Annotated in this window: 22 protein-coding genes; 11 read left to right on the top strand and 11 right to left on the bottom strand. The window is 38.5% G+C overall.

Going from position 1 to position 20965, the window contains the following annotated elements; translation table 11 throughout:
- Positions 1–96 precede the first annotated feature (96 nt).
- Positions 97–1485 (bottom strand): class II fumarate hydratase, encoded by a 1389-nt coding sequence (gene fumC, locus ACFIMW_RS05655; protein ID WP_375608135.1) that lies wholly within the window; start codon positions 1483–1485, stop codon positions 97–99.
- 238 nt (positions 1486–1723) lie between these two features.
- Here fumC and groES point away from each other — a divergent pair, with 238 nt between their 5' ends.
- The 3 genes from groES to ACFIMW_RS05670 all read left to right on the top strand — a co-directional run bounded on the left by groES (position 1724) and on the right by ACFIMW_RS05670 (position 4211).
- Positions 1724–2020 (top strand): co-chaperone GroES, encoded by a 297-nt coding sequence (gene groES / locus ACFIMW_RS05660; protein ID WP_005774667.1) that lies wholly within the window; start codon positions 1724–1726, stop codon positions 2018–2020.
- Between the two features lie 59 nt (positions 2021–2079).
- Positions 2080–3723, top strand: a complete 1644-nt coding sequence (gene groL / locus ACFIMW_RS05665) for a chaperonin GroEL (protein WP_375608136.1) — start codon at positions 2080–2082, stop codon at positions 3721–3723.
- 350 nt (positions 3724–4073) lie between these two features.
- A complete protein-coding gene (locus tag ACFIMW_RS05670; RefSeq protein ID WP_375608137.1) occupies positions 4074–4211 on the top strand; it encodes a hypothetical protein in 138 nt (45 codons plus the stop codon).
- A 2074-nt stretch (positions 4212–6285) separates the two neighbouring features.
- Here the strand turns inward: ACFIMW_RS05670 and ACFIMW_RS05675 are convergent.
- From ACFIMW_RS05675 to ACFIMW_RS05690, 4 genes are read right to left on the bottom strand one after another with little or no spacing between them, the layout of a single operon-like run.
- The gene (locus ACFIMW_RS05675; protein ID WP_375608138.1) at positions 6286–6498 is read right to left on the bottom strand and encodes a hypothetical protein; all 213 of its coding nucleotides are present in this window, start codon (positions 6496–6498) and stop codon (positions 6286–6288) included.
- On the bottom strand, positions 6491–6703 hold the full coding sequence (locus ACFIMW_RS05680; RefSeq protein ID WP_375608139.1) for a hypothetical protein: 213 nt from the start codon (positions 6701–6703) through the stop codon (positions 6491–6493). The genes ACFIMW_RS05675 and ACFIMW_RS05680 overlap by 8 nt, the downstream gene beginning before the upstream one ends.
- Positions 6627–6863, bottom strand: a complete 237-nt coding sequence (locus ACFIMW_RS05685) for a hypothetical protein (RefSeq protein ID WP_375608140.1) — start codon at positions 6861–6863, stop codon at positions 6627–6629. The genes ACFIMW_RS05680 and ACFIMW_RS05685 overlap by 77 nt, the downstream gene beginning before the upstream one ends.
- Positions 6860–7522 (bottom strand): lysozyme, encoded by a 663-nt coding sequence (locus ACFIMW_RS05690; protein ID WP_375608141.1) that lies wholly within the window; start codon positions 7520–7522, stop codon positions 6860–6862. The genes ACFIMW_RS05685 and ACFIMW_RS05690 overlap by 4 nt, the downstream gene beginning before the upstream one ends.
- A 184-nt stretch (positions 7523–7706) precedes the next feature.
- Between ACFIMW_RS05690 and ACFIMW_RS05695 the strand changes: the two genes are divergently transcribed.
- Positions 7707–8225: a hypothetical protein gene (locus ACFIMW_RS05695; protein ID WP_375697386.1), complete on the top strand. Its 519-nt coding sequence runs from the start codon at positions 7707–7709 to the stop codon at positions 8223–8225.
- Positions 8226–8273: 48 nt separating this feature from the next.
- Complete coding sequence (locus ACFIMW_RS05700; RefSeq protein WP_375608143.1) at positions 8274–8405, top strand: hypothetical protein; 132 nt, start codon at positions 8274–8276, stop codon at positions 8403–8405.
- A gap of 235 nt (positions 8406–8640) precedes the next feature.
- Here ACFIMW_RS05700 and ACFIMW_RS05705 read toward each other — a convergent pair whose 3' ends face one another.
- The 3 genes from ACFIMW_RS05705 to ACFIMW_RS05715 all read right to left on the bottom strand — a co-directional run bounded on the left by ACFIMW_RS05705 (position 8641) and on the right by ACFIMW_RS05715 (position 12239).
- The gene (locus tag ACFIMW_RS05705) at positions 8641–9591 is read right to left on the bottom strand and encodes a YopJ/AvrA family T3SS effector serine/threonine acetyltransferase (RefSeq protein WP_375608144.1); all 951 of its coding nucleotides are present in this window, start codon (positions 9589–9591) and stop codon (positions 8641–8643) included.
- 380 nt (positions 9592–9971) lie between these two features.
- Entirely contained in the window at positions 9972–10892 is a 921-nt protein-coding gene (locus tag ACFIMW_RS05710; protein WP_375608145.1) for a YopJ/AvrA family T3SS effector serine/threonine acetyltransferase, read from the bottom strand.
- A gap of 393 nt (positions 10893–11285) precedes the next feature.
- Positions 11286–12239: a YopJ/AvrA family T3SS effector serine/threonine acetyltransferase gene (locus tag ACFIMW_RS05715; protein ID WP_375608146.1), complete on the bottom strand. Its 954-nt coding sequence runs from the start codon at positions 12237–12239 to the stop codon at positions 11286–11288.
- Positions 12240–13617: 1378 nt separating this feature from the next.
- On the opposite strand from ACFIMW_RS05715, the gene ACFIMW_RS05720 reads away from it, so the two are divergent.
- Complete coding sequence (locus tag ACFIMW_RS05720) at positions 13618–13752, top strand: hypothetical protein (protein ID WP_375608147.1); 135 nt, start codon at positions 13618–13620, stop codon at positions 13750–13752.
- A gap of 565 nt (positions 13753–14317) precedes the next feature.
- The gene (locus ACFIMW_RS05725; RefSeq protein ID WP_375608148.1) at positions 14318–14506 is read left to right on the top strand and encodes a hypothetical protein; all 189 of its coding nucleotides are present in this window, start codon (positions 14318–14320) and stop codon (positions 14504–14506) included.
- Positions 14507–14712: 206 nt separating this feature from the next.
- On the opposite strand, the gene ACFIMW_RS05730 is transcribed toward ACFIMW_RS05725, so the two are convergent.
- Positions 14713–15282, bottom strand: coding sequence for a hypothetical protein (locus ACFIMW_RS05730; protein ID WP_375608149.1), 570 nt, complete (start codon positions 15280–15282; stop codon positions 14713–14715).
- A 1072-nt stretch (positions 15283–16354) separates the two neighbouring features.
- Positions 16355–16483 carry a hypothetical protein gene (locus tag ACFIMW_RS05735; protein WP_375608150.1) on the bottom strand — a complete coding sequence of 43 codons (129 nt, stop codon included), beginning with the start codon at positions 16481–16483 and terminating at the stop codon, positions 16355–16357.
- 20 nt (positions 16484–16503) lie between these two features.
- Here ACFIMW_RS05735 and ACFIMW_RS05740 point away from each other — a divergent pair, with 20 nt between their 5' ends.
- The 4 genes from ACFIMW_RS05740 (at position 16504) to ACFIMW_RS05755 (ending at position 19474) form a co-directional block, all read left to right on the top strand.
- On the top strand, positions 16504–16644 hold the full coding sequence (locus tag ACFIMW_RS05740) for a hypothetical protein (protein ID WP_375617362.1): 141 nt from the start codon (positions 16504–16506) through the stop codon (positions 16642–16644).
- Between the two features lie 1139 nt (positions 16645–17783).
- Complete coding sequence (locus tag ACFIMW_RS05745) at positions 17784–18284, top strand: hypothetical protein (protein ID WP_375608151.1); 501 nt, start codon at positions 17784–17786, stop codon at positions 18282–18284.
- 29 nt (positions 18285–18313) lie between these two features.
- Positions 18314–18859, top strand: a complete 546-nt coding sequence (locus ACFIMW_RS05750) for a hypothetical protein (RefSeq protein WP_375608152.1) — start codon at positions 18314–18316, stop codon at positions 18857–18859.
- A 57-nt stretch (positions 18860–18916) separates the two neighbouring features.
- A complete protein-coding gene (locus ACFIMW_RS05755; RefSeq protein ID WP_375608153.1) occupies positions 18917–19474 on the top strand; it encodes a hypothetical protein in 558 nt (185 codons plus the stop codon).
- 751 nt (positions 19475–20225) lie between these two features.
- Here ACFIMW_RS05755 and ACFIMW_RS05760 read toward each other — a convergent pair.
- The gene (locus ACFIMW_RS05760; RefSeq protein WP_375608154.1) at positions 20226–20540 is read right to left on the bottom strand and encodes a hypothetical protein; all 315 of its coding nucleotides are present in this window, start codon (positions 20538–20540) and stop codon (positions 20226–20228) included.
- Between the last annotated feature and the right edge of the window lie 425 nt (positions 20541–20965).

Raw genomic sequence — 20965 nt, forward strand, 5'->3', positions numbered from 1 at the left:
TGCAACAGCAGAGAAAGCCTTCAAACCACTTTAATCTTGCTGCTGCAGTAAGTTTGGATGTTGATTGACAAGCAATAACAAAAGCATGTGCCCTCTTTATTGGGGCGCAATCATTTTTTTGGGATCAACCAGCCGATCATAGTCATCGCCAGAAACCCCGGCTTTTAGTGCTTCTGTGCGCAAAGTTGTATCATTTTTATGCGCTGCTTTGGCAATCTCAGCAGCTTTTTCATAGCCAATTTCTGGTGCAAGAGCTGTGACTAACATGAGAGAGCGCTCCATGAGAGAGTGAATATGAATGCGATTGGCCCGTAGTCCTTGAATGCAATGCAGATCAAAAGAGCGCATGCAATCACCAAGAAGTGTAATCGATTGTAAAACGTTATAGCCAATGACAGGTTTATAGACGTTGAGTTCAAAATGTCCTTGGCTGGCGGCAAATGTTACGCTGGTATGGTTCCCGAAGACCTGGCAAGAAACCATTGTCATGGCTTCACACTGAGTGGGGTTGACTTTGCCGGGCATAATAGAAGAGCCAGGTTCATTTTCAGGCAAGTTTAGTTCGCCTAAGCCAGAACGTGGACCAGAGCCTAAAAAACGAATGTCATTGGCAATTTTAAAGAGATCTGCGGCTAATGCATTCAGGCTTCCATGGAAATGGGCAAGCGCCCCATGATGGGCGAGAGCTTCAAACTTATTGCGTGCTGTCTTAAAGGAGATCCCTGTGAGGGAGCTAATTGTTTCAGCAAAGGCGACGTCGAAACCTTTCGGGGCATTGAGCCCTGTTCCGACAGCCGTCCCTCCTTGGGCGAGCATTTGAACATCGGTAAGGGCGGTTTCAATACGCTGAAGATTGGCTTCTAGTGCTACGCGATAGCCTGAAAATTCTTGTGCAAGTGTTAAGGGGGTTGCATCTTGCGTATGGGTTCGTCCGATTTTGATGATATCGGCAAATTCTTCTTCTTTTTTTCTTAAAGTGGTAATGAGAGCTTCAAGAATGGGAAAAAGATGTTGGCGCGTTTGCAGCGTGGTGGCAATGTGAAGCGCTGTGGGAAAGGAATCATTCGATGATTGACTCATATTGACATGGTCATTGGGATGAACAGGCTTTTTGCTTCCCAGTTTGCCACCCAAAAGCATGCTGGCATGGTTGGCGATAACTTCGTTAACATTCATATTGCTTTGTGTCCCTGAGCCTGTTTGCCAAACAGAAAGAGGAAAATGCGTGTCGAATGCGCCAGAGAGAACTTCATCTGCGGCAGTGACAATGGCTTTTCCAATCTTTGGGGAAAGTTTGCCTTTGTCCATATTTACAAGTGCAGCGGCTTTTTTTACAAGGCTTAAGGCGTAAATAATGGTAAGAGGCTGCTTTTCACTGCCAATATTAAAATTATGCAGAGAACGTTCAGTTTGTGCGCCCCAATAACGATCTTGACGTACCGAAATCGTTCCAAAGCTATCCGTTTCCTGACGTGTTTCAACCATGATAAGATCCTTTTTTGTTCACGGGTTCTTAAAGGAGCTAAATAACGCGAAAGTGGAATAAGAGGCAAGACTTTGAATCTGCTTTAGAGAAATTTTTTATGACTATTTTTTTATGGTTATTCTTGACATTGAGAAATACCGATTTTATATTTCAGATAGTGTTAGCACTCACATGAAGAGAGTGCTAGCAAGAATTTTAAGATTAATCCAATTATGTTCAGTTTTAAGGATTTAAAACATGGCTAATATACAATTCCGCCCACTTCACGACCGTGTCGTTGTCCGTCGGGTTGAATCTGAAAATAAAACGGCTGGTGGGATCATCATCCCTGATACAGCGAAAGAAAAACCCCAAGAAGGCGAAGTGATTGCTGTTGGCAATGGCGCTCTGGATGATAACGGAAAGCGTGTGCCTTTGGAAGTAAAAACAGGAGACCGTATTTTATTTGGAAAATGGTCTGGAACTGAAGTCAAGATTAATGGGGAAGACCTCTTAATCATGAAAGAATCTGACATTATGGGAATTATGGGCTAATTGAAGCACCTAATTTTTCATTGTGTACTATTTTGAAAAAAACTCCAAGGAGAAATTAAATGGCTGCTAAAGAAGTCAAATTTGGCCGTGATGCGCGTGAGCGTTTGTTGCGCGGTGTCGACATTCTTGCTAATGCTGTGAAGGTGACACTCGGCCCTAAAGGTCGCAATGTGGTGATTGATAAATCATTCGGTGCGCCTCGCATCACAAAAGATGGTGTATCCGTTGCAAAAGAAATCGAACTGGAAGATAAGTTCGAGAATATGGGTGCACAAATGTTGCGCGAAGTTGCTTCTAAAACCAATGATGTTGCGGGTGATGGAACAACAACAGCAACTGTTTTGGGACAAGCTATTGTGCAAGAAGGTGTTAAAGCTGTTGCTGCCGGCATGAACCCAATGGATTTGAAGCGTGGAATTGATGCTGCTGTTGAAGAAGTGGTGGCAAACCTCTTCAAAAAAGCTAAAAAAATCCAAACGTCAGCAGAAATTGCACAAGTGGGAACAATTTCCGCTAATGGTGCTGCTGAAATCGGTAAAATGATCGCTGATGCTATGGAAAAAGTTGGCAATGAAGGCGTCATTACCGTGGAAGAAGCTAAAACCGCTGAAACGGAATTAGAAGTCGTGGAAGGAATGCAATTTGACCGTGGGTATCTTTCCCCTTATTTTGTCACAAATGCTGAGAAAATGGTCGCTGATCTCGATGATCCTTACATTCTCATTCACGAAAAGAAATTGTCTAATTTGCAATCTCTTCTTCCTGTGCTTGAAGCTGTTGTTCAGTCTGGAAAACCCCTTCTTATCATTGCTGAAGATGTGGAAGGTGAAGCTTTGGCAACGCTCGTGGTCAACAAGCTGCGTGGTGGTTTGAAAATTGCTGCTGTAAAAGCACCTGGATTTGGTGACCGTCGTAAAGCAATGCTTGAAGATATCGCAATCTTGACATCCGGACAGGTTATTTCTGAAGATGTGGGCATTAAACTTGAAAATGTCACTTTGGATATGCTTGGACGTGCAAAGAAAGTGAATATTTCTAAGGAAAATACCACTATTATTGATGGTGCTGGACAAAAGAGCGAAATTACTGCTCGCGTTAATCAAATCAAGGCTCAGATCGAAGAAACAACTTCTGACTATGATCGCGAAAAATTGCAAGAAAGACTTGCTAAACTCGCTGGTGGTGTTGCTGTTATCCGTGTGGGTGGTGCAACAGAAGTTGAAGTGAAAGAAAAGAAAGACCGTGTTGATGATGCTTTGAATGCAACACGTGCTGCTGTTGAAGAAGGTATTGTTGCTGGTGGTGGTACCGCATTGTTGCGTGCAGCAAGTGCGTTGACCATTAAGGGAAGTAATCCTGACCAAGAAGCAGGTATTAATATTGTTCGTCGTGCACTACAGGCACCAGCGCGCCAAATCGCAACCAATGCCGGTGAAGAAGCCGCTATTATTGTGGGCAAAGTGCTGGAAAACAATGCGGATACTTATGGTTACAATACCGCAACCGGTGAATTTGGTGATTTGATTGCTTTGGGAATTGTTGATCCTGTGAAAGTTGTGCGTTCTGCTCTTCAGAATGCGGCTTCAATTGCTAGCCTTCTTATCACAACAGAAGCAATGGTTGCTGAAGTTCCAAAGAAAGATACTCCAATGCCTCCAATGCCGGGTGGCGGAATGGGTGGAATGGGCGGAATGGATTTCTAAGCCCTTTTATAGAAGTTATAAAGAAACGGGCCTTCTGGCCCGTTTTTTATATATTTCATATGAGTTTTTGCTTTTTTGACAGTTTCTTTATCTTAGAGGATTATTCTCTTTTCCACGGTTTGATTTATCGTGTGTCTGAATAGATTTCACGCTTGGTTCTTGGCTCTTTTCTCGCATTTATGAAATATTTTTATCGTGGAGGGATTGGCTTTGAAGATATTTTGCGGATAAAAATACAATGCTTTGATTGATAATAACTTTCTTCTCATACGGTTTTCTTTTTTCATTTCAAGCTTACGCATTTACCATTAAAAAATTCTGTGTTTGTGCTTCATAAGGGGGAGGTTACTATGGTTTTTATCAACCAGCGTAATCATTTAAGAGTCAGTCCCCATGGAGCGTTGGAAAGAGAGCGTTGGAAAAAGCATGGTCGGGCTTGTTGGTTTTTTTTTATGAATAAGATGCTGGTATTTCAAGCTTTTGCATGAAAACAAAATTTAAGTGTTTGCTCTGTTAAATGTTTTTTGCACCCTGAAATATGTGTCTTTTTGTTTGGGTAATACTTTGATTTATAATAATATAGTGTTATTCAACTTGAATGAGAGATCCGAATATCGTAAAATTCTCTCATTCAAATCTTATTCCATGTTGAATCAATCAAAATCATATCTCTTGCACGTCAAAAGCGGGATGAGCAGGGGAATAAGATTGGTATAAAAAAGGAAAAATGGCTCTTATGAACCGTCTTAAGTGGCAAGGGCTTTAAGTGGCAAGGGCTATCGCAACATTAGGTAATCTCTTAAAATAGGGAGATAGTTTCATTTGAGAAGCTTAAAGAGAAAAATCCATGCTGACAGATATCAAACTTGTTTGTTACATATATTGTGGAATGTAATTTTCCAGCCAAGGGAACAACGACAGGTAGCCGAAAAAAGAAATTATTACGAACAAGAAGATATATTATTACACGAAAACTAATAAAACCAATAGTTTGAGTGCAACTGTTTGATATAAATCCACACTTTGTTTTTCTAAGAGCATGTGTGCTTTTTCTGCTGCTTGTCAATCAACATCAAATTCTAATGCAACAGAATGTTTGAGAAAAAATTGAGAGGGGGAAGAGCCCTACGAACATTTCCAGCTGTCGTACACTCGATGGGAGAGAGCGTCTTGCTTCTTTCTGTTTGGGCAATTTCTGAAATAGGAAGACAGTTTCATTGAGAAAGAATGTAAAGGTGTAAATTACTCGCCATCATCTTTCTGCTTTATACCTTTCGAAAGGATCTATGGTAATATTTTTTAAATAATGAAAATTATACATTGCTTTATGCTTTTATTTTTTGCGTTCTTTCATGAGAGGATGCTCCTTATGTACAACAAAATACTTCCAATAGACTGGTCTTGCATATTTACGTGTTTTTTAAGAGTCATCTCGCTTTCACAGGGCTTTTCGTAATGGCGTTTGTAAATAGCATAAAGGTAAAGTTCCTATGAATCATATAAAACTATAGGGCACCATCATCTTTTACGCTTGCGAAAAAGCACGCTGGCATTATCACACTTTTCCAGCCTACAATGTTGTGATAACCCTATTTATAAACACCTTAACTATTTGAGAATATTCATAAAAAACATTTTTGTTTTCTTTCTTATACAGTTTTTGACTCTGTTCTCTCTCTACTTGTAATGTGCAAGCAACATGGGTTTGGTTCTTTCAACATGGAATAGGTTTGGAAATAAGAGAATCCTACGGTATTCAGGGGTCTAATTCAAGTTGAATAACGCTCCATTATCATCACAAATCAATGTAATATGGCTTTTCAAAAGCATTCATTCTTGCAGATAATAACAACAATCGGTGCTGCTTCACATTTTTTAATGGAGAAACGCTTTTTTAGAATAATCGTTCATTGTTTTGTACGTTAAATAAAAAGCCTCATAGCAGAGGATTTTTTCATTTTAAATCTCTCTCTCATGTTGAAACAAACACAATCATTTTCTTTGTATCTTACAAGTAGAGAGAGTCAGAGTAAAATCCTTAAAGAAAACAAAAATGCTTTTTATGAATATTCTCAAATAGTTAAGGTGTTTATAAATAGGGTTATCACAACATTGTAGGCTGGAAAAGTGTGATAATGCCAGCGTGCTTTTTCGCAAGCGTAAAAGATGATGGTGCCCTATAGTTTTATATGATTCATAGGAACTTTACCTTTATGCTATTTACAAACGCCATTACGAAAAGCCCTGTGAGAGCGAGACGACTCTTTTCTAAGGCTTATTGCTAATATTGGGCGGTAAATGTGTAATGGTGCCAGCTTGCTTCTTTACGAGTCTAAAAATGGGGCTTTATAGTAGACAATACCATTCCGTTGCTTACTTATGCGCTTATTAAAAAAATCTTTTTAATGCACTTAAATTCATTTCGTAATGGTGTTTGTGAAGAGTATGAAAATTTTTCGTGAGACGTGAAAATCATCAATAAAAGCTCTCTGTTTAAAAAAAATTATGAACCGATGGCTTTTTATAGTAAGAGTTAGCACGTCTCACCTTTCATTTTTTATTTTAGAGCTGAATATTCGATTTTTGTGTAAAAATACTTGTCAATGCATCTATGATACGTGAAAAATCAAGCGCTAATAAAAAAATGATGAAGATAATCCACTTCGTATAGCGTGACATCATTTTTATACTTTTGTAAGTCATGATGATTTCTTGTAGCATTTCTTTTTCCTTGTCCGTAAGTTCCATTTGCTTTTCTGTTTTTTTTCTAGCCATGTTTCCACCCACACAAGCCTTCCCCTTGTTTGTTATGCTTTAAAATATCTCTTGCCAGATTTGAGCTGATGATATTGAGGTCTTTTTTGTCTAAATAAATGGGCATCCAACCAACACAAGGAGAAGGCTCATTGATTGTTTTTATCGCGCAACCAGTGAGTAAGAGCAGCGCGTACATCAGGATCACTTTTTTGATTAATTTCATTTTCTACCTCTAGCCGTGTTGTTGATGACTTTAGCGTTTTTTCTGTTTGCTTTTGCTGTTCAATTTTCTTTCCAAGAGTGAAAATTTTTGCGAAAGCGATAAAAAAAGCGGTCAGAGCCGCTCCTGTTATCATCAGATTTTTTTTCATCCACCACATCATAAACGTTGCTCCCGAAACCGTTTTGCTACAAAGAAAATGCCAACACAGGCGGCTAAAACCATAATGGTTGCCAATGCCCATTGGATGGGTCCATTGCCTGCCAATAAACCTCCAAGTCCAGAAAAAGAACCAATAATCGGTGTAAGCGCTTCTGCTTTGAAAAATCCCATTGGTTCTTTCGTTTCCACGGTTTGGTAGTTGGGAGAAACATAAGCTCCTTTTGCCCATAAGCCTGCTTCGGCTGCACGACGGTGCACTAAACCGTGAAGACGTTTTCCGCCTGCTTTGGTCCATTTTTGTAATTCAGCAGGGATGGCTTCATATTCGCCGTTATTGAGCTTTTTTAGAAGGGTCGAATTGCAAAAAGCAGCTGTTCCTACATTATAGCAAAACGATACGAGCGCGGCGAATTGTTCATTCGTTAAGGAAACCGTCACATTTTTTTCAACGGTATTTTCAAATTGTCTTAAGTCTTGGCAAAGAAGTTCTTCTGCTTGTTTTTCAGTGATGGTCATGCCCTTGTGAACAAACGGTTTACCAGAAGTGCTGGTATGTCCATAGCCTATTGTCCATACGCCTATGGAATCTTTATAGGCATTTAAACGCAATCCTTCCCATTGTTTAATAAGTGCAAGCCCTGCGGATGATATTTTTCTCATTTGCTTCTCCATAAAATAAAGCCTCATTTTGATGTGAGGCTGGTTGATATAGTAAAAATGGTTTTTTTGCTCTTCAAAAAGAGAATAGACGAAAAAAACCAATGAAATCAAAATGTTATTTGTAGAATCCTAGGGTGGGGCATGGTTGGATGTGGTCATATTTTCCGTTGGGAGAGCGTTGTTGTTGGTTTTAAGACCCATTCCCATGGGGTGGTTTGTTGATGACGTCTTATTGGTGTGGGCGCGGTGTTGGTGTGATGCACACGGGGGCATTGCCATTGTGTTCGTGGGGGTGTTGGCTGTGGCGTTGGTGGGGGTGTTCGTGTTGGCGTGGCGGGGCAAGGATGATGCCTCCGGTTCAGCTGGTGGTGAGGGAGGGTGTTATAAAAATTTCCCTGTGTATTCCAGTTCCATACTTCTTTTCCCTTTCTTGAGAAAGGTTTTTTGCACGAGGAAAGGGTTTGTTTGTGGGGTTGGAGAGGTTGGTTTTGAGACCCATTCCCATGGGGGGGTGATAGCCTTTTGTTGGTGCGGGGCGGTGTTGATGTGGTGCACACGGGGGCATTGCCATTGTGTTCGTGGGGGTGTTGGCTGTGGCGTTGGTGGGGCAAGGATGATGCCTCCGGTTCAGCTGGTGGTGAGGGAGGGTGTTATAAAAATTTCCCTGTGTATTCCAGTTCTATACTTCTTTTCCCCTTCTTGAGAAAGGGTTTTTGCACGAGGAAAGGGTTTGTTTGTGGGGGTGGAGAGGTTGGTTTTGAGACCCATTCCCATGGGGGTGATAGCCTTTTGTTGGTGCGGGGCGGTGTTGGTGTGGCGCACGCGAGATCACTGCCATTGTGTTCGTGGTGGTGTTGGCACTGGTTTGAGAGCATGGTATTGATGTGGAGGCGCTTTGAGAGAACTCTTAGAAAAATTCTATAGGAGGAGACCTATGCTTTCACTTAAATCTCTAAAACCATAAAATATTTCACGTATCCAGCATTCTGTCTCTTCAAGGAGGGATTATAGCTTAAGAAGAGCTTTGGATTTTTGATTATAGTTTTAAGAGGACCTCCTTCTTTATGAATATGGAATGTCTTTATGGCTATGGAATGTGGCGATGAAAAAAGTCTCAATTACATCATTATAGATTTGTATTCATGAATCCTTTTTTTATGTTGTGAAACAGAAACAGCTTTTCCATCTGCTGTCTCTAAATTTTTTTCAAATCTCTCGGTTAAAGTTTCACCTTTTTTGTTGACTTTTTCATGTTCAGCATCTGGATTAGATTTTATATATTGTTCAAGACGTCTTCTCCCTTGTGCATGTTTATAAAAAGAGGTTGGAAGATATGTATCCAACTTTTCAGGAGATAAAGATGCGTTGGGTTCACATAAGACACCCTTAACGTTATCCTTGTGCAGTCTTTCTAATTTTTCAGATTCAAGATGAAGCTTTTTGGCAAGGTTTAAGCTGAACATCCCACATTCAGAAAAGCTTCGCTGAATATCCATTTCAGCCATGGTAAAAGAATAGGGAGGCAGTTGAAGACATTCAAGAGTTTGATTGATTTTTATCCCTAGTTTGCAAGCAGCGATATTTTGAAATGTTGTCGGTTCAAGCATAATCAAAGAGATTTTCTCATCAACTTTTTGATAATCAAGGACGGCAAAGTGGATTTTGCTTCCAGAATTGACTATAAATTGGGCAGATTTTGCGTCGCTTTCAACGATTTCTTTTAGTGCGTGAGAAAACTCTTCTGCTGTAAGAGCTAATTTGAGATTCATACCTGGATATTTGCTGTTTGCTTTTTCTACGAGAGATGGCATCAATCTAATATCTGTGTCTTCATAATAAGAGTTAATCCAACGGCCGGTGACGAGATCATCTTCTAAGCCTGTAATAATATCTTTTAATTCTTCAGAATTCGGTGCAACATGTTCTTCTTCTGTTTGGACCGAACTTTGCATTAAACGTGCAATAAGATCTTCTAAGGATTCATCCGCGCTGGCTCCTTTGGCTGTGCTTGCTCCTTCTTGTGTTGGTGATGAACGTGAGGGGATGTCTTTTGAATCTTGTGGTTTCATAAATACTAGCCTCCATATTGATAATCGATAAATGTTTATTTTCTTCAATTGTGGCTAAATAATGTTTTGAAAGAGAGAAAAGCAAAAGGGCTGAGAGCCTATTCTGGGGCTTAAACAATTACATAAAAAACGGGGCGGACCCATCTCTGAGATGCAACAAAGTCCGAGAGTGTTTTCTATCTTCAAGGTTTTAAAATACGAGCTGTAAGTATGTTCCTTTTGATAGAATATACCGTTTTGACTGTTATCTTTAAGAGTTTCCGTTACTTGCGGTCTGCATCTTTCTCTCTTTCGAAGGGAAAAGCCTACAAAGTCCATTCCTCATCGTAAAGCCGCATCGCTTCATTCTTTATGGATATGGAATAGGGCTAAAATCTTCATTATATCATCAGAGATTTGTATTCTGTTGCTCTTTTTCTATGTTGTGAAACTGAGACCGTTTTTCCCTCTGCTTCTTTTAAGTTTTTTTCAAATCTCTCGGTTAAAGTTTCACCTTTTTTGTTGACTTTTTCATGTTCAGCATCCGGATTAGATTTTATATATTGTTCAAGACGTCTTCTCCCCTGTGCATGTTTATAAAAAGAGGTTGGAAGATATGTATCTAACTTTTCAGGAGATAGAGGGGTGTCCCCTTCACATAAGACACCCTTAACATTATCCTTATGCAGTCTTTCTAATTTTTGAGATTCGGCATGAAGCTTTTTAGCAAGGGCTAAGCTGAACATTCCACATTCAGAAGAGCTTCGTTGAATATCCATTTCTGCTATGGCAAAAGAACAGTTGGGCAACTCATGCGCTTTAAGGGCCAATTGTGTTCTTAATGCCAATACTGCTGGTTTCATACTGTTAAGTGTTGTAGGTTCAAAAAATACCACGGATGTTTTGTCATCAACGGTTTGATGATCAATCACTGAAAAATGGATTCCTCTATCCTTTGTGTAAATGATAAATTTGGAAGATTGAACGCCATTTTCGATGTTTTCCTTAAGTGCAAGAGCAAACTCATGAGATGATCCTGCCAATTTAAGACGCATGTCAGGATATTTATGATTTGCTTGTTCTATCAAAGCTGGCATCAGTTTAAGATCTGTACTTGCATAATCAGCTCTAAACCAGCGGCCCGTTGAGATGTCCTCCTCTAAACCGGCAATAATATTTTGCAATTCTTCACGAGTAAATGGAATATTTTGCCCTTTTTCACTGCTGGATTGTTCTAAATTTACAGCAAGATTTTCTGTAGAATCACTTGCGCTTGCGGGTGTTTGGGATGAATGAGGGAGGGGTGAAACTTGTGGCTTCATACTATGAACTTTCATATTGATAATTTGATAATCGATAAGTGCTTATTTTCTTTAATTGTGGCTAAAAAATGTTTTAAAAGAGAGAAAAGCAAAAGGGGTGAGAGCCATTCTAGGGCTTAAACAATTACATAAAAAAACGGGGCGGCCCCATCTCTGAGATGCAACAAAGCCCGAGAGTGTTTTCTATCTTCAAGGTTTTAAAATACGAGCTGTAAGTATGTTCATTTTGATAGAATATACCGTTTTGACTGTTATCTTTAAGAGTTTCCGTTACTTGCGGTCTGCATCTTTCTCTCTTTCGAAGGGAAAAGCCCACAAAGCCCATTCCTCACCATAAAGCAGTATCGCTTCATTCTTTATGGATATGGAATACGGCGATGGAAAAAATCTTCATTACAGCATCAGAGATTTGTATTCCGTTGCTCTTTTTCTATGTTGTGAAACAGAAACAGTTTTTGTCTCTGTTGTCACTAAACTTCTCTCAAATCTTTCGGTTAGGGTTTCACCTTTTTTGTTTACTTTTTCATGTTCAGCATCCGGATTGGCTTGTAAATATTCCCTAAGACGTCTTCTTCCTTGTAAGTGTTTGTATAAACGAGGTGGAATATACGGATCTAATTTTTCAGCTGGTAAAGGCGTGTTTGGTTCACATAATATGCCCTTAATATTATCTTTGTGCAGTCTTTCTAATTTTTGAGATTCAAGATAAAGTTTTTTGGCAAGGCTTAAGCTGAACATCCCACATTCAGAGGAGCTTCGTTGAATATCCATTTCTACCATGGCAAAATGAATATTCGGAAATTGGTAATGTTCAAGGGATTGTCGCGTCCTTAATGCAAGTAATGCGGGAAGCGTGTCACGCAGTAAGGTTGGTTCAAAAAAGATCAAAGATGTTTTATTATCAATGGTTTGATGATCGACAACCGCAAAATGGATGCCCCTATCTTGCGCATTAACAATAAATCTGGAAGATGTTATACCGCGCTCGAAAGTGTCTTTGAGTGCAAGGGCAAAGCCGTCAGGGGGGCTTGTAAGTTTGAGATTCATCTCTGGATATTTACGATTTGCTTGATCGACCAAGGCTGGCATCATGTACAGATCTAAAATATCATAATAATTTTTGATCCAACTGCCATCGGCATTATGCTTTTCTAAACCGGCAATAATGTCTTTTAATTCCGCACGATTAAAAGGGGTGTTTTTTATTTTTTCGATGTGGAGTCGTTCTAAATCTGCAGTAAGATTTTCGAATGATGCATCTGCACGCGTATCTTCTGGTGCGCGTGCGCCTTCAGGTGTTGGGGGTGTTTGGGATGAATCAGGGAGGGGTGAATCTTGTGGCTTCATACTATGAACCTCCATATTGATAATCAATGATTATTTTCTTCAATTGTGGCTAAAAAATGTTTGGCTGGCTATGTTTGGGAGAGAGACTTTGTCCCTTGAAAGTTGCGGGCGATGAGAGCATATTGTCGACTTTTTCATAAAAAGGCTTAATTGAGAGATTTTTTAGTTTCAAAAATCTGTGTGTTTTTTCTTCCTTTAAAAGCTGTAAAAACGGTAAGACGTTTGGATGCATTGGCAACGTTATCTTGATATTTTAAGTTACTTTTATTGCGTGTATTGCTCTTGCATGCCTCATCTCAATGAAAAGACAACAGCCTATTTTCAACAGTTTTCCACGTGAAAAATTAAAACGCTTCCCCTATAACAGGTGCTTGTTGTGCAAATACCTATTTTTAGAATAGCTCTTTTTAGGAAGCGTTTTTTGAGTTTTTTCTTAAAGAGAAATATGATTCATCATCTGTTGTAAAATTATCCTACCATGTCTTTTATCCGTCATGAATAAAACTGTATGGATAAAACGGCCCCAAAAAGAACTAAAAATGTTTCTCATGCCCCTTTTCAAGTAGAAGGGGTGGTGCAACATTGGGGGTAAAGTGTATGATGGGGGCGATTTGTTCCAACCAAGGGAGGATAGAGGAACGTTGGGGGCATGAAGAGGGGCAATATTTATCCCGCCCATGCCGTGAAATAGTGTTCTTTTATGGGGCGTGTTATAAGGCAAGCTTCTTAAGTTTAAGTGTTTTTTATGCGGGGTGGATATGGTTAGCCTTGTTTGGGACACTTTAAGCTTTTGGTCAATAACATGCACTGGAATGCTAAGTGATTCTCAAGTGCACTCTGACAAGAACAGTTTTTTTACAAACTGATGGGGGTAAAATCTTCATCCTTTAAGGTGTGGAAAGCAGGAAAAAATGTGCCATGTGTCAACAAAAACAGTTGTATTCATCTTATTTTTGTTCGTGTATTGCTCATCCCTTTTGTGATGTGTTGCATAGGTGTTTTATTTGGGAAGCGTTTTATGCATACTGTTTGGCTTGAATATCTCAAAATCATTTGGTTAATTGGTGATGCAAAAGAAAGATAGTCAGAAAAAGACGAAATACATTTTCAAACAATATACTTTGAAATAGTGTTGCAAAATACAACTCTATTACCCCCGCATAGATATTTCACCACCCTAAAGATTTGATAATGAAATCTAGACACAAAAAAACCCATACCGCGCCCGTTATTAAATACGATTTTTCATATTCTGTCAACAGAAAAACGATTATTTTCCCTTTTTATCGCGGAAATAAATCTACAGGAAAATGCTCATTTATTGGTTGTGCAGCAAGATATGTTGTCTTCATTGGCCTTTTTTTATGTGGCAAAGAACATGTTTTCTCGTGAGAAAGGGGGGGATGGTGAAAGCTTGTTGATGGCGATGTTTGTGGGGGAGGGATGGTTGATGATGTCTTTTGGGCACGGGTGGTGGGGGGGCACGGTTATTGCTATTGTGTTGGCGATGTGATGAGAGAAAGACTTGTGTAGTTGGTTTTGGGGGCGGTGGTTAGGAGCGAGGTTACTCTTAGAGTGGGTTCTTGTGTGGTTGTCCATGGGGATAAAGATCGGTTTTTGCGCGTAAGGTATTATGTTTGTAATTTTGTAAAAAAAACAGCGTCTTGTTTTTAATAACAAAATATTGATTTATAATCATAAATCTATCATTATCATCCGGAATGACAGGTTAAATGATAGCCCCAATTATCGTAGGATGTTATCATTTAAAACCTATGGAGAATCACCTCATGCCATGTCTCTTTTTTGCTATGAATCAAGAAGAGCTATCTGGATAAAACGGACCAAGAAAAAACTAAAAATGCTACTCATGCTCCTCTCAAGTGTTAAGGGTTGTCGCAACTTTGGGGGCAAAGGGGGCAAAGTTGCATGATGGGGTTGGGTTGTTCCAACAGAGGGCGATAGGGGAATGTTGAGAGCGGAAGAGGGGCAATATTTATCTCGCCCATGCTGTGAAATAGTATCTTTTGAGGCAGGGTGACGTAAGTGAGGAGGGTATAATATAAGAGAAGTCTTCTATGACACGTGTAAGTGTTTTTTTATACGGGGTGGCTGTTTTAAAAGTTGTTTGTCGCGCGCATTACATCATTGAAATCCATGAAGAGGCAAGCCTTGTGGATATCAAGTGTTCCCTGCCAAGAGGTGGATTTACAGTTCCACGTTTTTACGCTTTTACAAATATACAGAAAACAGCAGACTTTCGATAACAACACCGTAAAAGCCTATTGCGTGATATCAACCTTAACACCAACGTAATTTGCTCCCTCTTTACTCAATCATCCCTTTCACACCCCTGCTTTTCTTGAAAAAGAACACAGCCTTTGCGTGTTATTTTTACAAAGGAACATGTTTACAAAGGGATGTGGATTTTAGAATCCTTATTCTGTGAGGGGGACGTCAACGATACGTGTTTTTAGCGAATGCTCTTTGGGGTAGAACAGTCAAAATGTTTATAAAGAGCATCAAGAATAATGCGCAAGGAACCAATAAGGGAAGAGAGTGGTTGATCTTCTATAACGAGATATTGTAATGCCGCATGAAAATTGTGTTGACGATGCTGATATTGTGCTTCTTTAATCGCTTCTTGCATATCTTCATAGTGTTCTGTTGCTTTTTGAATCCATTGCTTTTTTGCTTTCTCATCTGATGCGCTATGCGTAAAACCATCATAATAGCCGTTTGGTAAACCTTTTGCACATAAATAGTCGTTTCTGATTTGCAAGTATCGTTGTGCCGTGTCATATTGTTCTTTACTAATGCCTGATGAATCCTCTTTATAGCCAAGCAAACAAAGACGCCCAATATAGGTTCCTACAAGCGGATTTTTCGCTTCTTCGAGGCTTAAACCAAAGTGTTTTGCACGCATTTCAATCGCAGATTGAGGCGGAGATTTGCTGGGGCTTTGGACACGTGAAATATGTCCATTGGGCTCTTTTCGTTTGCCTGTTATTGTCGATCTAGCGCCTTTTTTACGTATTTTCATGAACTTACCATTTGAATGAAAAAGAAACTGTCTGTGGATGGGGGACAGGGATGTAAAAAGCACTTGAAGCAAATATTGTGGGGATATGAGCGCCGTTGCAGATCAAAAAATAAACGATACTAAAAGCCTCTTTAAGTGCAAAGAAAAGAAACGTGGTAGGAAAAAATCATCTTTGTTGAAAGGTATTTCTTATCATTTTTATCTTGTCCTTATCAGTCTTATTTTTCATTCATAGCCGATTATGCACTTTCTAAAGACTTCTCATCTTCTCTTGAAAAATTGAAGAGAATTTTTGTCAAATGTGAATGAAAAAATAAGAAGGATGTTCCATGGCTATGCTATCATTTTTTCGAATGGGCGTTTTTTCTAATGAGATTACGTCTTTCTTTTCTCACAAGCGCTTTGCGGAAAATTTTAATTCTATCTTTAGAACAATCATTCTTTTGTTATTGGGCGCTGTTGCAAGATGTTTGATATACATCACCCTGTTATGCATATCTTTATCCCCTATAAAAGACGTTTATCTTCTATTGAGTGGTAGAGAGCTGTAAGAACAAGCTTCCCCACCCTATTATAATAGCATAAGATACCCGATATTTTCAAATAAAATATCGTTTGTTAGCGCAAAATAAACTGTGAACGGTTAAGCAATTTGTTTTGGTGTTCCTTTTATATATCCTTTATAGAGGATAAATTTTGTTTTGCTGTTTTAATGATTCTTATCATGAGACGGGGGAATGTTATTTAAAGGGTGGGATGCACTATCGAAAGAAGCTACTTTGATTAATGGAAGATGCCTTTATAGGAGGGGTCTTTATAAATGTGGGCGCTTTTATAAAGGTGAGGGGCTGTGAGATATTTCTTTGTTAAGAAAGAATTTTTAAAATGGGTCCTTTTTGATTAAGAAGCTTTCAAATGAGGATTGAAAAACTTTAAGGTTGTTTGTTACGGGCTTTTCATGCTGGATAATTGGTTGCTTATTTGACTTTGTTTTGTGTTGCTTTTTAAAGAGGCATGTCTTAGGGCTTAGAAGCCCATTTCGTGACGGTGCCCGTGAAGGGGGACAACGATATCACCTCCCAGTGAAATAATATAAAATTTGAATAATATAAAGTCTATTGAGCGCTTCCATCTGAGCGCCCCCATCTTTACGTTTGTGAAGAAGCAAGCCGGCATCATCACACATTTCACCAGCTTCCATTGTTGCGATACGCCCTTGGCATGCGAGACAGTTTATTAAGAGATGTTTTTAGTTCTTTCTTTCCTGTTTCACTCCATACGGCTCTTTCTCTTTGTAACGTGCAGGGGACATTATTTGGGGTGATTGCAAGTTGGTTTCAACATGGAACAGATTTGAAATGAAATAATCTTACGATATTCAAGGTTCTCATTCATCATGCAAAAACAATGAATTATTATTATAAATTAATCCCTTAAATGTATATTGCGAGAATGTAGAGTATGTATCTTATTCAAATTTTGTAGTACATTTTAGTAGGCTTCCTTTAAAAGTCTATGGTGTGCTGTGAGATTATAAAATAATCTTTTGCATCTCTATTGCTTTGTTGTTTTTATGGACTTTCCCCATAGTGCATTTGTCAATGTGATTGCACAATCTGTTTGCTGCCATAATGGATGATAGGGGGAGACATGATGACTTTATACTCTAATCCTGCTAAATTTTATTTGGTCATTTTCTGTCATATTCTTCTCTATCGTTTTGGTTTACTTCTCCTATGGGATTATCATTTTAAAAAAGAATGTAAAAATGAGAAGAAATCCTTAGAAACAGCAGAAAAAATTCTTTTGAGCTTCAATCAAATAGAAAAAAATATGATTGTTTTTACAACTTTATTTCTACAATATTGTTTTTTTGCTTTTTTCGATCTTATCCTCTTATGCTGTAAATATTGTCATTTAAGGCGGGGATATACGGCACATAAGGCATACAACGCTCGATCCATTAAATATAAAACAGTAAAAATGTTTAGGCGAGGTCTTGCCTATAGGGCCTTATGCACATGCAGCACATCAGTGCTCAGCAGGCGGAGTGCACTGAGAGCAATTGGATTGTTTACAAACGGATATGGGGTTTAGAATCTTTAACCTCTAAAGAGGTGGGGAGAAATATCGTTATCCTTTGTATCCTATGGGCTCGACTTCATTTTAAGCAATGGTAAACGCTGTCGTTTATGGTGGGCATGTCAGTTTTCCACATGAGATGTTTTTTTAGATTGAGTATTCTTGCTTGTTGCGTTGTGTAAAACATTATCCTTTGAGGTGTGGGTGATGATAGATAAGGGGAAGACAGTGGCGGTTGTGCTTATAAGCCTTTAGAGATTGTAGGGTGTCACGTATAAAGAATTAAAAAATAGATTTACAGGGTCTTATTAGTGCTTGTTTCATGGTGAAAAGAGTGCTAAACGGATTAGCCGCGCTGGTCGCGTGTTATTAAATTATTAAAGAGTGCGTGGGCATTTTAGACGTGGGGGAATATCAACATGATCAAAGATAAATCACAACACCAATCTGCCCATAAGGGAAATATGGCTTCTGTATTACAGCCAGGGTTAGATCAATCGGCTGTTTTCAAAAAATGCATGACTCTCTCAACGAAAGAGTATGTCATCATTTGTTGTTTGGCTATCCTCTTGTTGGTGCTTTTTGTCGCGACTGTCTATATGAAGCCTCTGGAATTTTTTCACATTATATCTAAAGAACAGTTGCAAGCAATGGCGCAAATGAAACAAGAAGATCTTCAAAAAATGTTTTGGGAGATATGGAGACAGCCTGTTAAAAACAATCCTATAATCACGTCTTTGCGGGACGCAGGATGGAATAGTGTTTGGGCTTTTTTATGTCTCTTGCCGCAGAACATTTTTGGCGTTCTTTTAGGATTCTTTCCACTCTTTTTTATCTTTAATGCCATATTGAAACGGGATGTTAAGGAAATGATACTGCTGGGGGAAACATTGCCAGAGAAGCAACAGCAAGATAACTAATCTCGCAACAGAACACAAGAGGGGAACACGTGACTGCTTTTTTTATAAATGCTTTTGTAATCTTGATTATGGTAGGGATGGCTATCTTTATTTGTTGTGCGTTGAGTATGGTTTTGTTTTCTACTGTGAAGCTTATCTTAGAACTTTATTATTCTTTGATAAAACGGACAATATTGTTGTTTGGGATGCGACGGAAATTAAAAAAGGCAACAGTGCAAAGTTTGTGGCATTATAAGACAGAGGGGCGAGGACAGAACGGGGGGCTTGCAACAGAGTTTAGCGCCCTTTCTTTTAAACAATCTTTGAAACTTTCAAGAAAAGATACTTTGATAATCTTTTATATAGCCTTCATTGTGAGTGTGTTTTTCGTATGTGGCTTGGTTATTGCATCTGTTGTTGCAAAATTTGCGCTTGTTGCACCTCAAGCTGCCTCTGGATTGTTTGTTATTGGTGCACTGCCGATGTTGTTTATTTTTGTCTTGAGCGCCTTTAGTTTGCCTGTCATTTTAATTCTTCATAGTCTCCTTTATTATGGCGTGAAAAAAACAGTGAAGAGATTAGAAACAGTTGCTTGAGTAGAGAATAAAAATGATAATTTCACATCAATGCGATAGGGGAAAAAAGGGAGCGTTATGATAAAATATTTGGCTGTTTTAGGGGTCATCATCATTGCCATTTTAATGGTTATGGTTATGATCAGGCTTCCTTACCTGATGATCAAGCATTTAAGAGTGTCTTGTAAACTATCCCAAGAATTGAAAAAGAGTACGGCACAACAAAAGCAAGCCATACAACAATTGCGCAATGATCGGGGAGAGATGAAAAGACAGAATCACGTGCTTGAGACCCTTGATGCAAAAATGCGTTTTCTTAACTTCAAAGAATCTCTGCCTCTTTATCCTAAAGAATGTAAAATAATTCTTTTTGTTTTTATGCTTGTTTTGTTTCTACAAGCTACTTTTTCTATCGCAAATTTTGGATGGTGGCAGAGTGATATGGTTGGCTTTATCTTGCTGCTGTGTAACCTTATATGGTTAGGGTTTATCTTCTTTGTTCCGATCATCGGGCTCATGGGTATAAAATTAACAAAAAAATTGAGAGAAACGCTTCAACAATTGGAAGAAGCGATACAACAACGCGATCAGGCAATCCGTATGCTGAATGTGGAAGGGGGACAAAATGACGAGTAGCCTTATAACATTTATAGTCTGTTCTTTCCTAGTCTTTATGCTCTTAAATGTTTTAATATGCTGGACAATGGGGGTCATTTATTACTTGTTTATTAAGCGTGCGCGGCTCTATTGCAAAGTAAAAAAAGAACTGAAATGCGTACTGAATGAACGCGATAGAGCATTAGAACAAATCTCACAAAAATCAAAAGAAGCAGAATTGAGAGTATGATAAAAAACAGCCTTCTCTTGAAAAGAGGATGGCCTTTGCTTGAAGAAAAAGCCTAATTGTGACGCAAAATTGTAATGATTGTGTCCAAAGTGGCGCGGTTTAAAAATCTTTGTGGTTTCATGATGTGAGCAGAAGGGAAAAGAGTGTGTTTGGGGGCGGGTGATAAGGGGTAAAACTTTTGCATATACGGTGTTTTGTGTAATGGATCGGGCTGCTTCATGGAGGCTTGGAAGTGACGTGTATGCAGTTGTCTATAGGGAAACTTGCTTGAAAAGAGAGGAATTTACTAGAAAAACAGCGAGAATTTTAGATCATCATTGACTAAAGCAGTATGGGGTGTGAGAACTGGGGGTAGAGCCTTCGTCGTTTAAGATGTGAGGAAGATTAAAAAATATTATTATTAAAAGCAGTAATATTTTGTCAATAAAAATAAAATACAATTAAATTTAAACTATAAAAGGCCCTTTTAAAAAGGGCCTTTTATATTAGTTTACAATATACACAAAATGTGTTTACAAACTTTTTGTATATTATACTTTATTATAAACCAATTTTCATGAAATATATAATAATTACTAATAAAAAACTAGCTATTGCATTCAATAAGTCTTTTCCTTTTTCATATATATCGTTTATTGATGCTTGTTCTGATGCTGTTCTATTATTTGTTCTCAGTATATTCAATGTATCCGATATGTTACTTACTGGTTTAAAAAACTGTAAATGCGTTTTCTCAACAGTATAAGGTGCAACAATAGGAGAGGGTTGTTGATTGACTATACGATCAGATTTTTGAATCGCAAGAGCTAAACCACTTGTAATTGCCCCCGCTATGAAAAAATATCTGATATTCATAGTTTTTCTCCTATATTTATTTCTATAAATAAATATCAATATGTATCATATATAAATTCACTTTAAATAACTATAGTAAAAATACAACATTCATAAAAAAGAATAAACTTTGTCTACAAATTGACAAAATTTACCCTTAATTGCCTTAATCAATTCTTTCTGATTTGATTTTATGGATGTTTAAAAAATTTTGAAAATTCTGTACGGAAATGGAATTGCATAAGATGGGTAATAAAATAGCTACGAATAAACTTTTTTGTGTCCTTGGTTAAGGGTTCATAAGAATGAGATGCGATGAAAGTTGAGTAAAACCCTTGAGGGGAAGGATGCACTCTTTTTGAGGGCTAGAGAGTGCATCCTCATAGATTGGATGCCTCCTTTGAGGGTCGGAGGTATCCCTTGAGGGGAAGGATGCACTCTTTTTG

This window comes from Bartonella sp. AC329YNZD, from assembly GCF_042196685.1.
GTDB lineage: Bacteria > Pseudomonadota > Alphaproteobacteria > Rhizobiales > Rhizobiaceae > Bartonella.

Bases quoted from the DNA above. Each gene is read 5' to 3' on its own strand.
- groL (WP_375608136.1), top strand. From the start codon at position 2,080: ATGGCTGCTAAAGAAGTCAAATTTGGCCGTGATGCGCGTGAGCGTTTG.
- fumC (WP_375608135.1), bottom strand. From the start codon at position 1,485: ATGGTTGAAACACGTCAGGAAACGGATAGCTTTGGAACGATTTCGGTA.
- ACFIMW_RS05680 (WP_375608139.1), bottom strand. From the start codon at position 6,703: ATGAAATTAATCAAAAAAGTGATCCTGATGTACGCGCTGCTCTTACTC.
- ACFIMW_RS05760 (WP_375608154.1), bottom strand. From the start codon at position 20,540: ATGAATATCAGATATTTTTTCATAGCGGGGGCAATTACAAGTGGTTTA.
- ACFIMW_RS05725 (WP_375608148.1), top strand. From the start codon at position 14,318: ATGACACGTGTAAGTGTTTTTTTATACGGGGTGGCTGTTTTAAAAGTT.
- ACFIMW_RS05730 (WP_375608149.1), bottom strand. From the start codon at position 15,282: ATGAAAATACGTAAAAAAGGCGCTAGATCGACAATAACAGGCAAACGA.
- ACFIMW_RS05670 (WP_375608137.1), top strand. From the start codon at position 4,074: ATGGTTTTTATCAACCAGCGTAATCATTTAAGAGTCAGTCCCCATGGA.
- ACFIMW_RS05675 (WP_375608138.1), bottom strand. From the start codon at position 6,498: ATGGCTAGAAAAAAAACAGAAAAGCAAATGGAACTTACGGACAAGGAA.
- ACFIMW_RS05685 (WP_375608140.1), bottom strand. From the start codon at position 6,863: ATGATGTGGTGGATGAAAAAAAATCTGATGATAACAGGAGCGGCTCTG.
- ACFIMW_RS05715 (WP_375608146.1), bottom strand. From the start codon at position 12,239: ATGAAGCCACAAGATTCACCCCTCCCTGATTCATCCCAAACACCCCCA.
- ACFIMW_RS05710 (WP_375608145.1), bottom strand. From the start codon at position 10,892: ATGAAGCCACAAGTTTCACCCCTCCCTCATTCATCCCAAACACCCGCA.
- ACFIMW_RS05740 (WP_375617362.1), top strand. From the start codon at position 16,504: ATGCGAGACAGTTTATTAAGAGATGTTTTTAGTTCTTTCTTTCCTGTT.
- ACFIMW_RS05735 (WP_375608150.1), bottom strand. From the start codon at position 16,483: ATGGAAGCTGGTGAAATGTGTGATGATGCCGGCTTGCTTCTTCACAAA.
- ACFIMW_RS05745 (WP_375608151.1), top strand. From the start codon at position 17,784: ATGATCAAAGATAAATCACAACACCAATCTGCCCATAAGGGAAATATG.
- groES (WP_005774667.1), top strand. From the start codon at position 1,724: ATGGCTAATATACAATTCCGCCCACTTCACGACCGTGTCGTTGTCCGT.
- ACFIMW_RS05755 (WP_375608153.1), top strand. From the start codon at position 18,917: ATGATAAAATATTTGGCTGTTTTAGGGGTCATCATCATTGCCATTTTA.
- ACFIMW_RS05690 (WP_375608141.1), bottom strand. From the start codon at position 7,522: ATGAGAAAAATATCATCCGCAGGGCTTGCACTTATTAAACAATGGGAA.
- ACFIMW_RS05720 (WP_375608147.1), top strand. From the start codon at position 13,618: ATGTTTTCTCGTGAGAAAGGGGGGGATGGTGAAAGCTTGTTGATGGCG.
- ACFIMW_RS05705 (WP_375608144.1), bottom strand. From the start codon at position 9,591: ATGAAACCACAAGATTCAAAAGACATCCCCTCACGTTCATCACCAACA.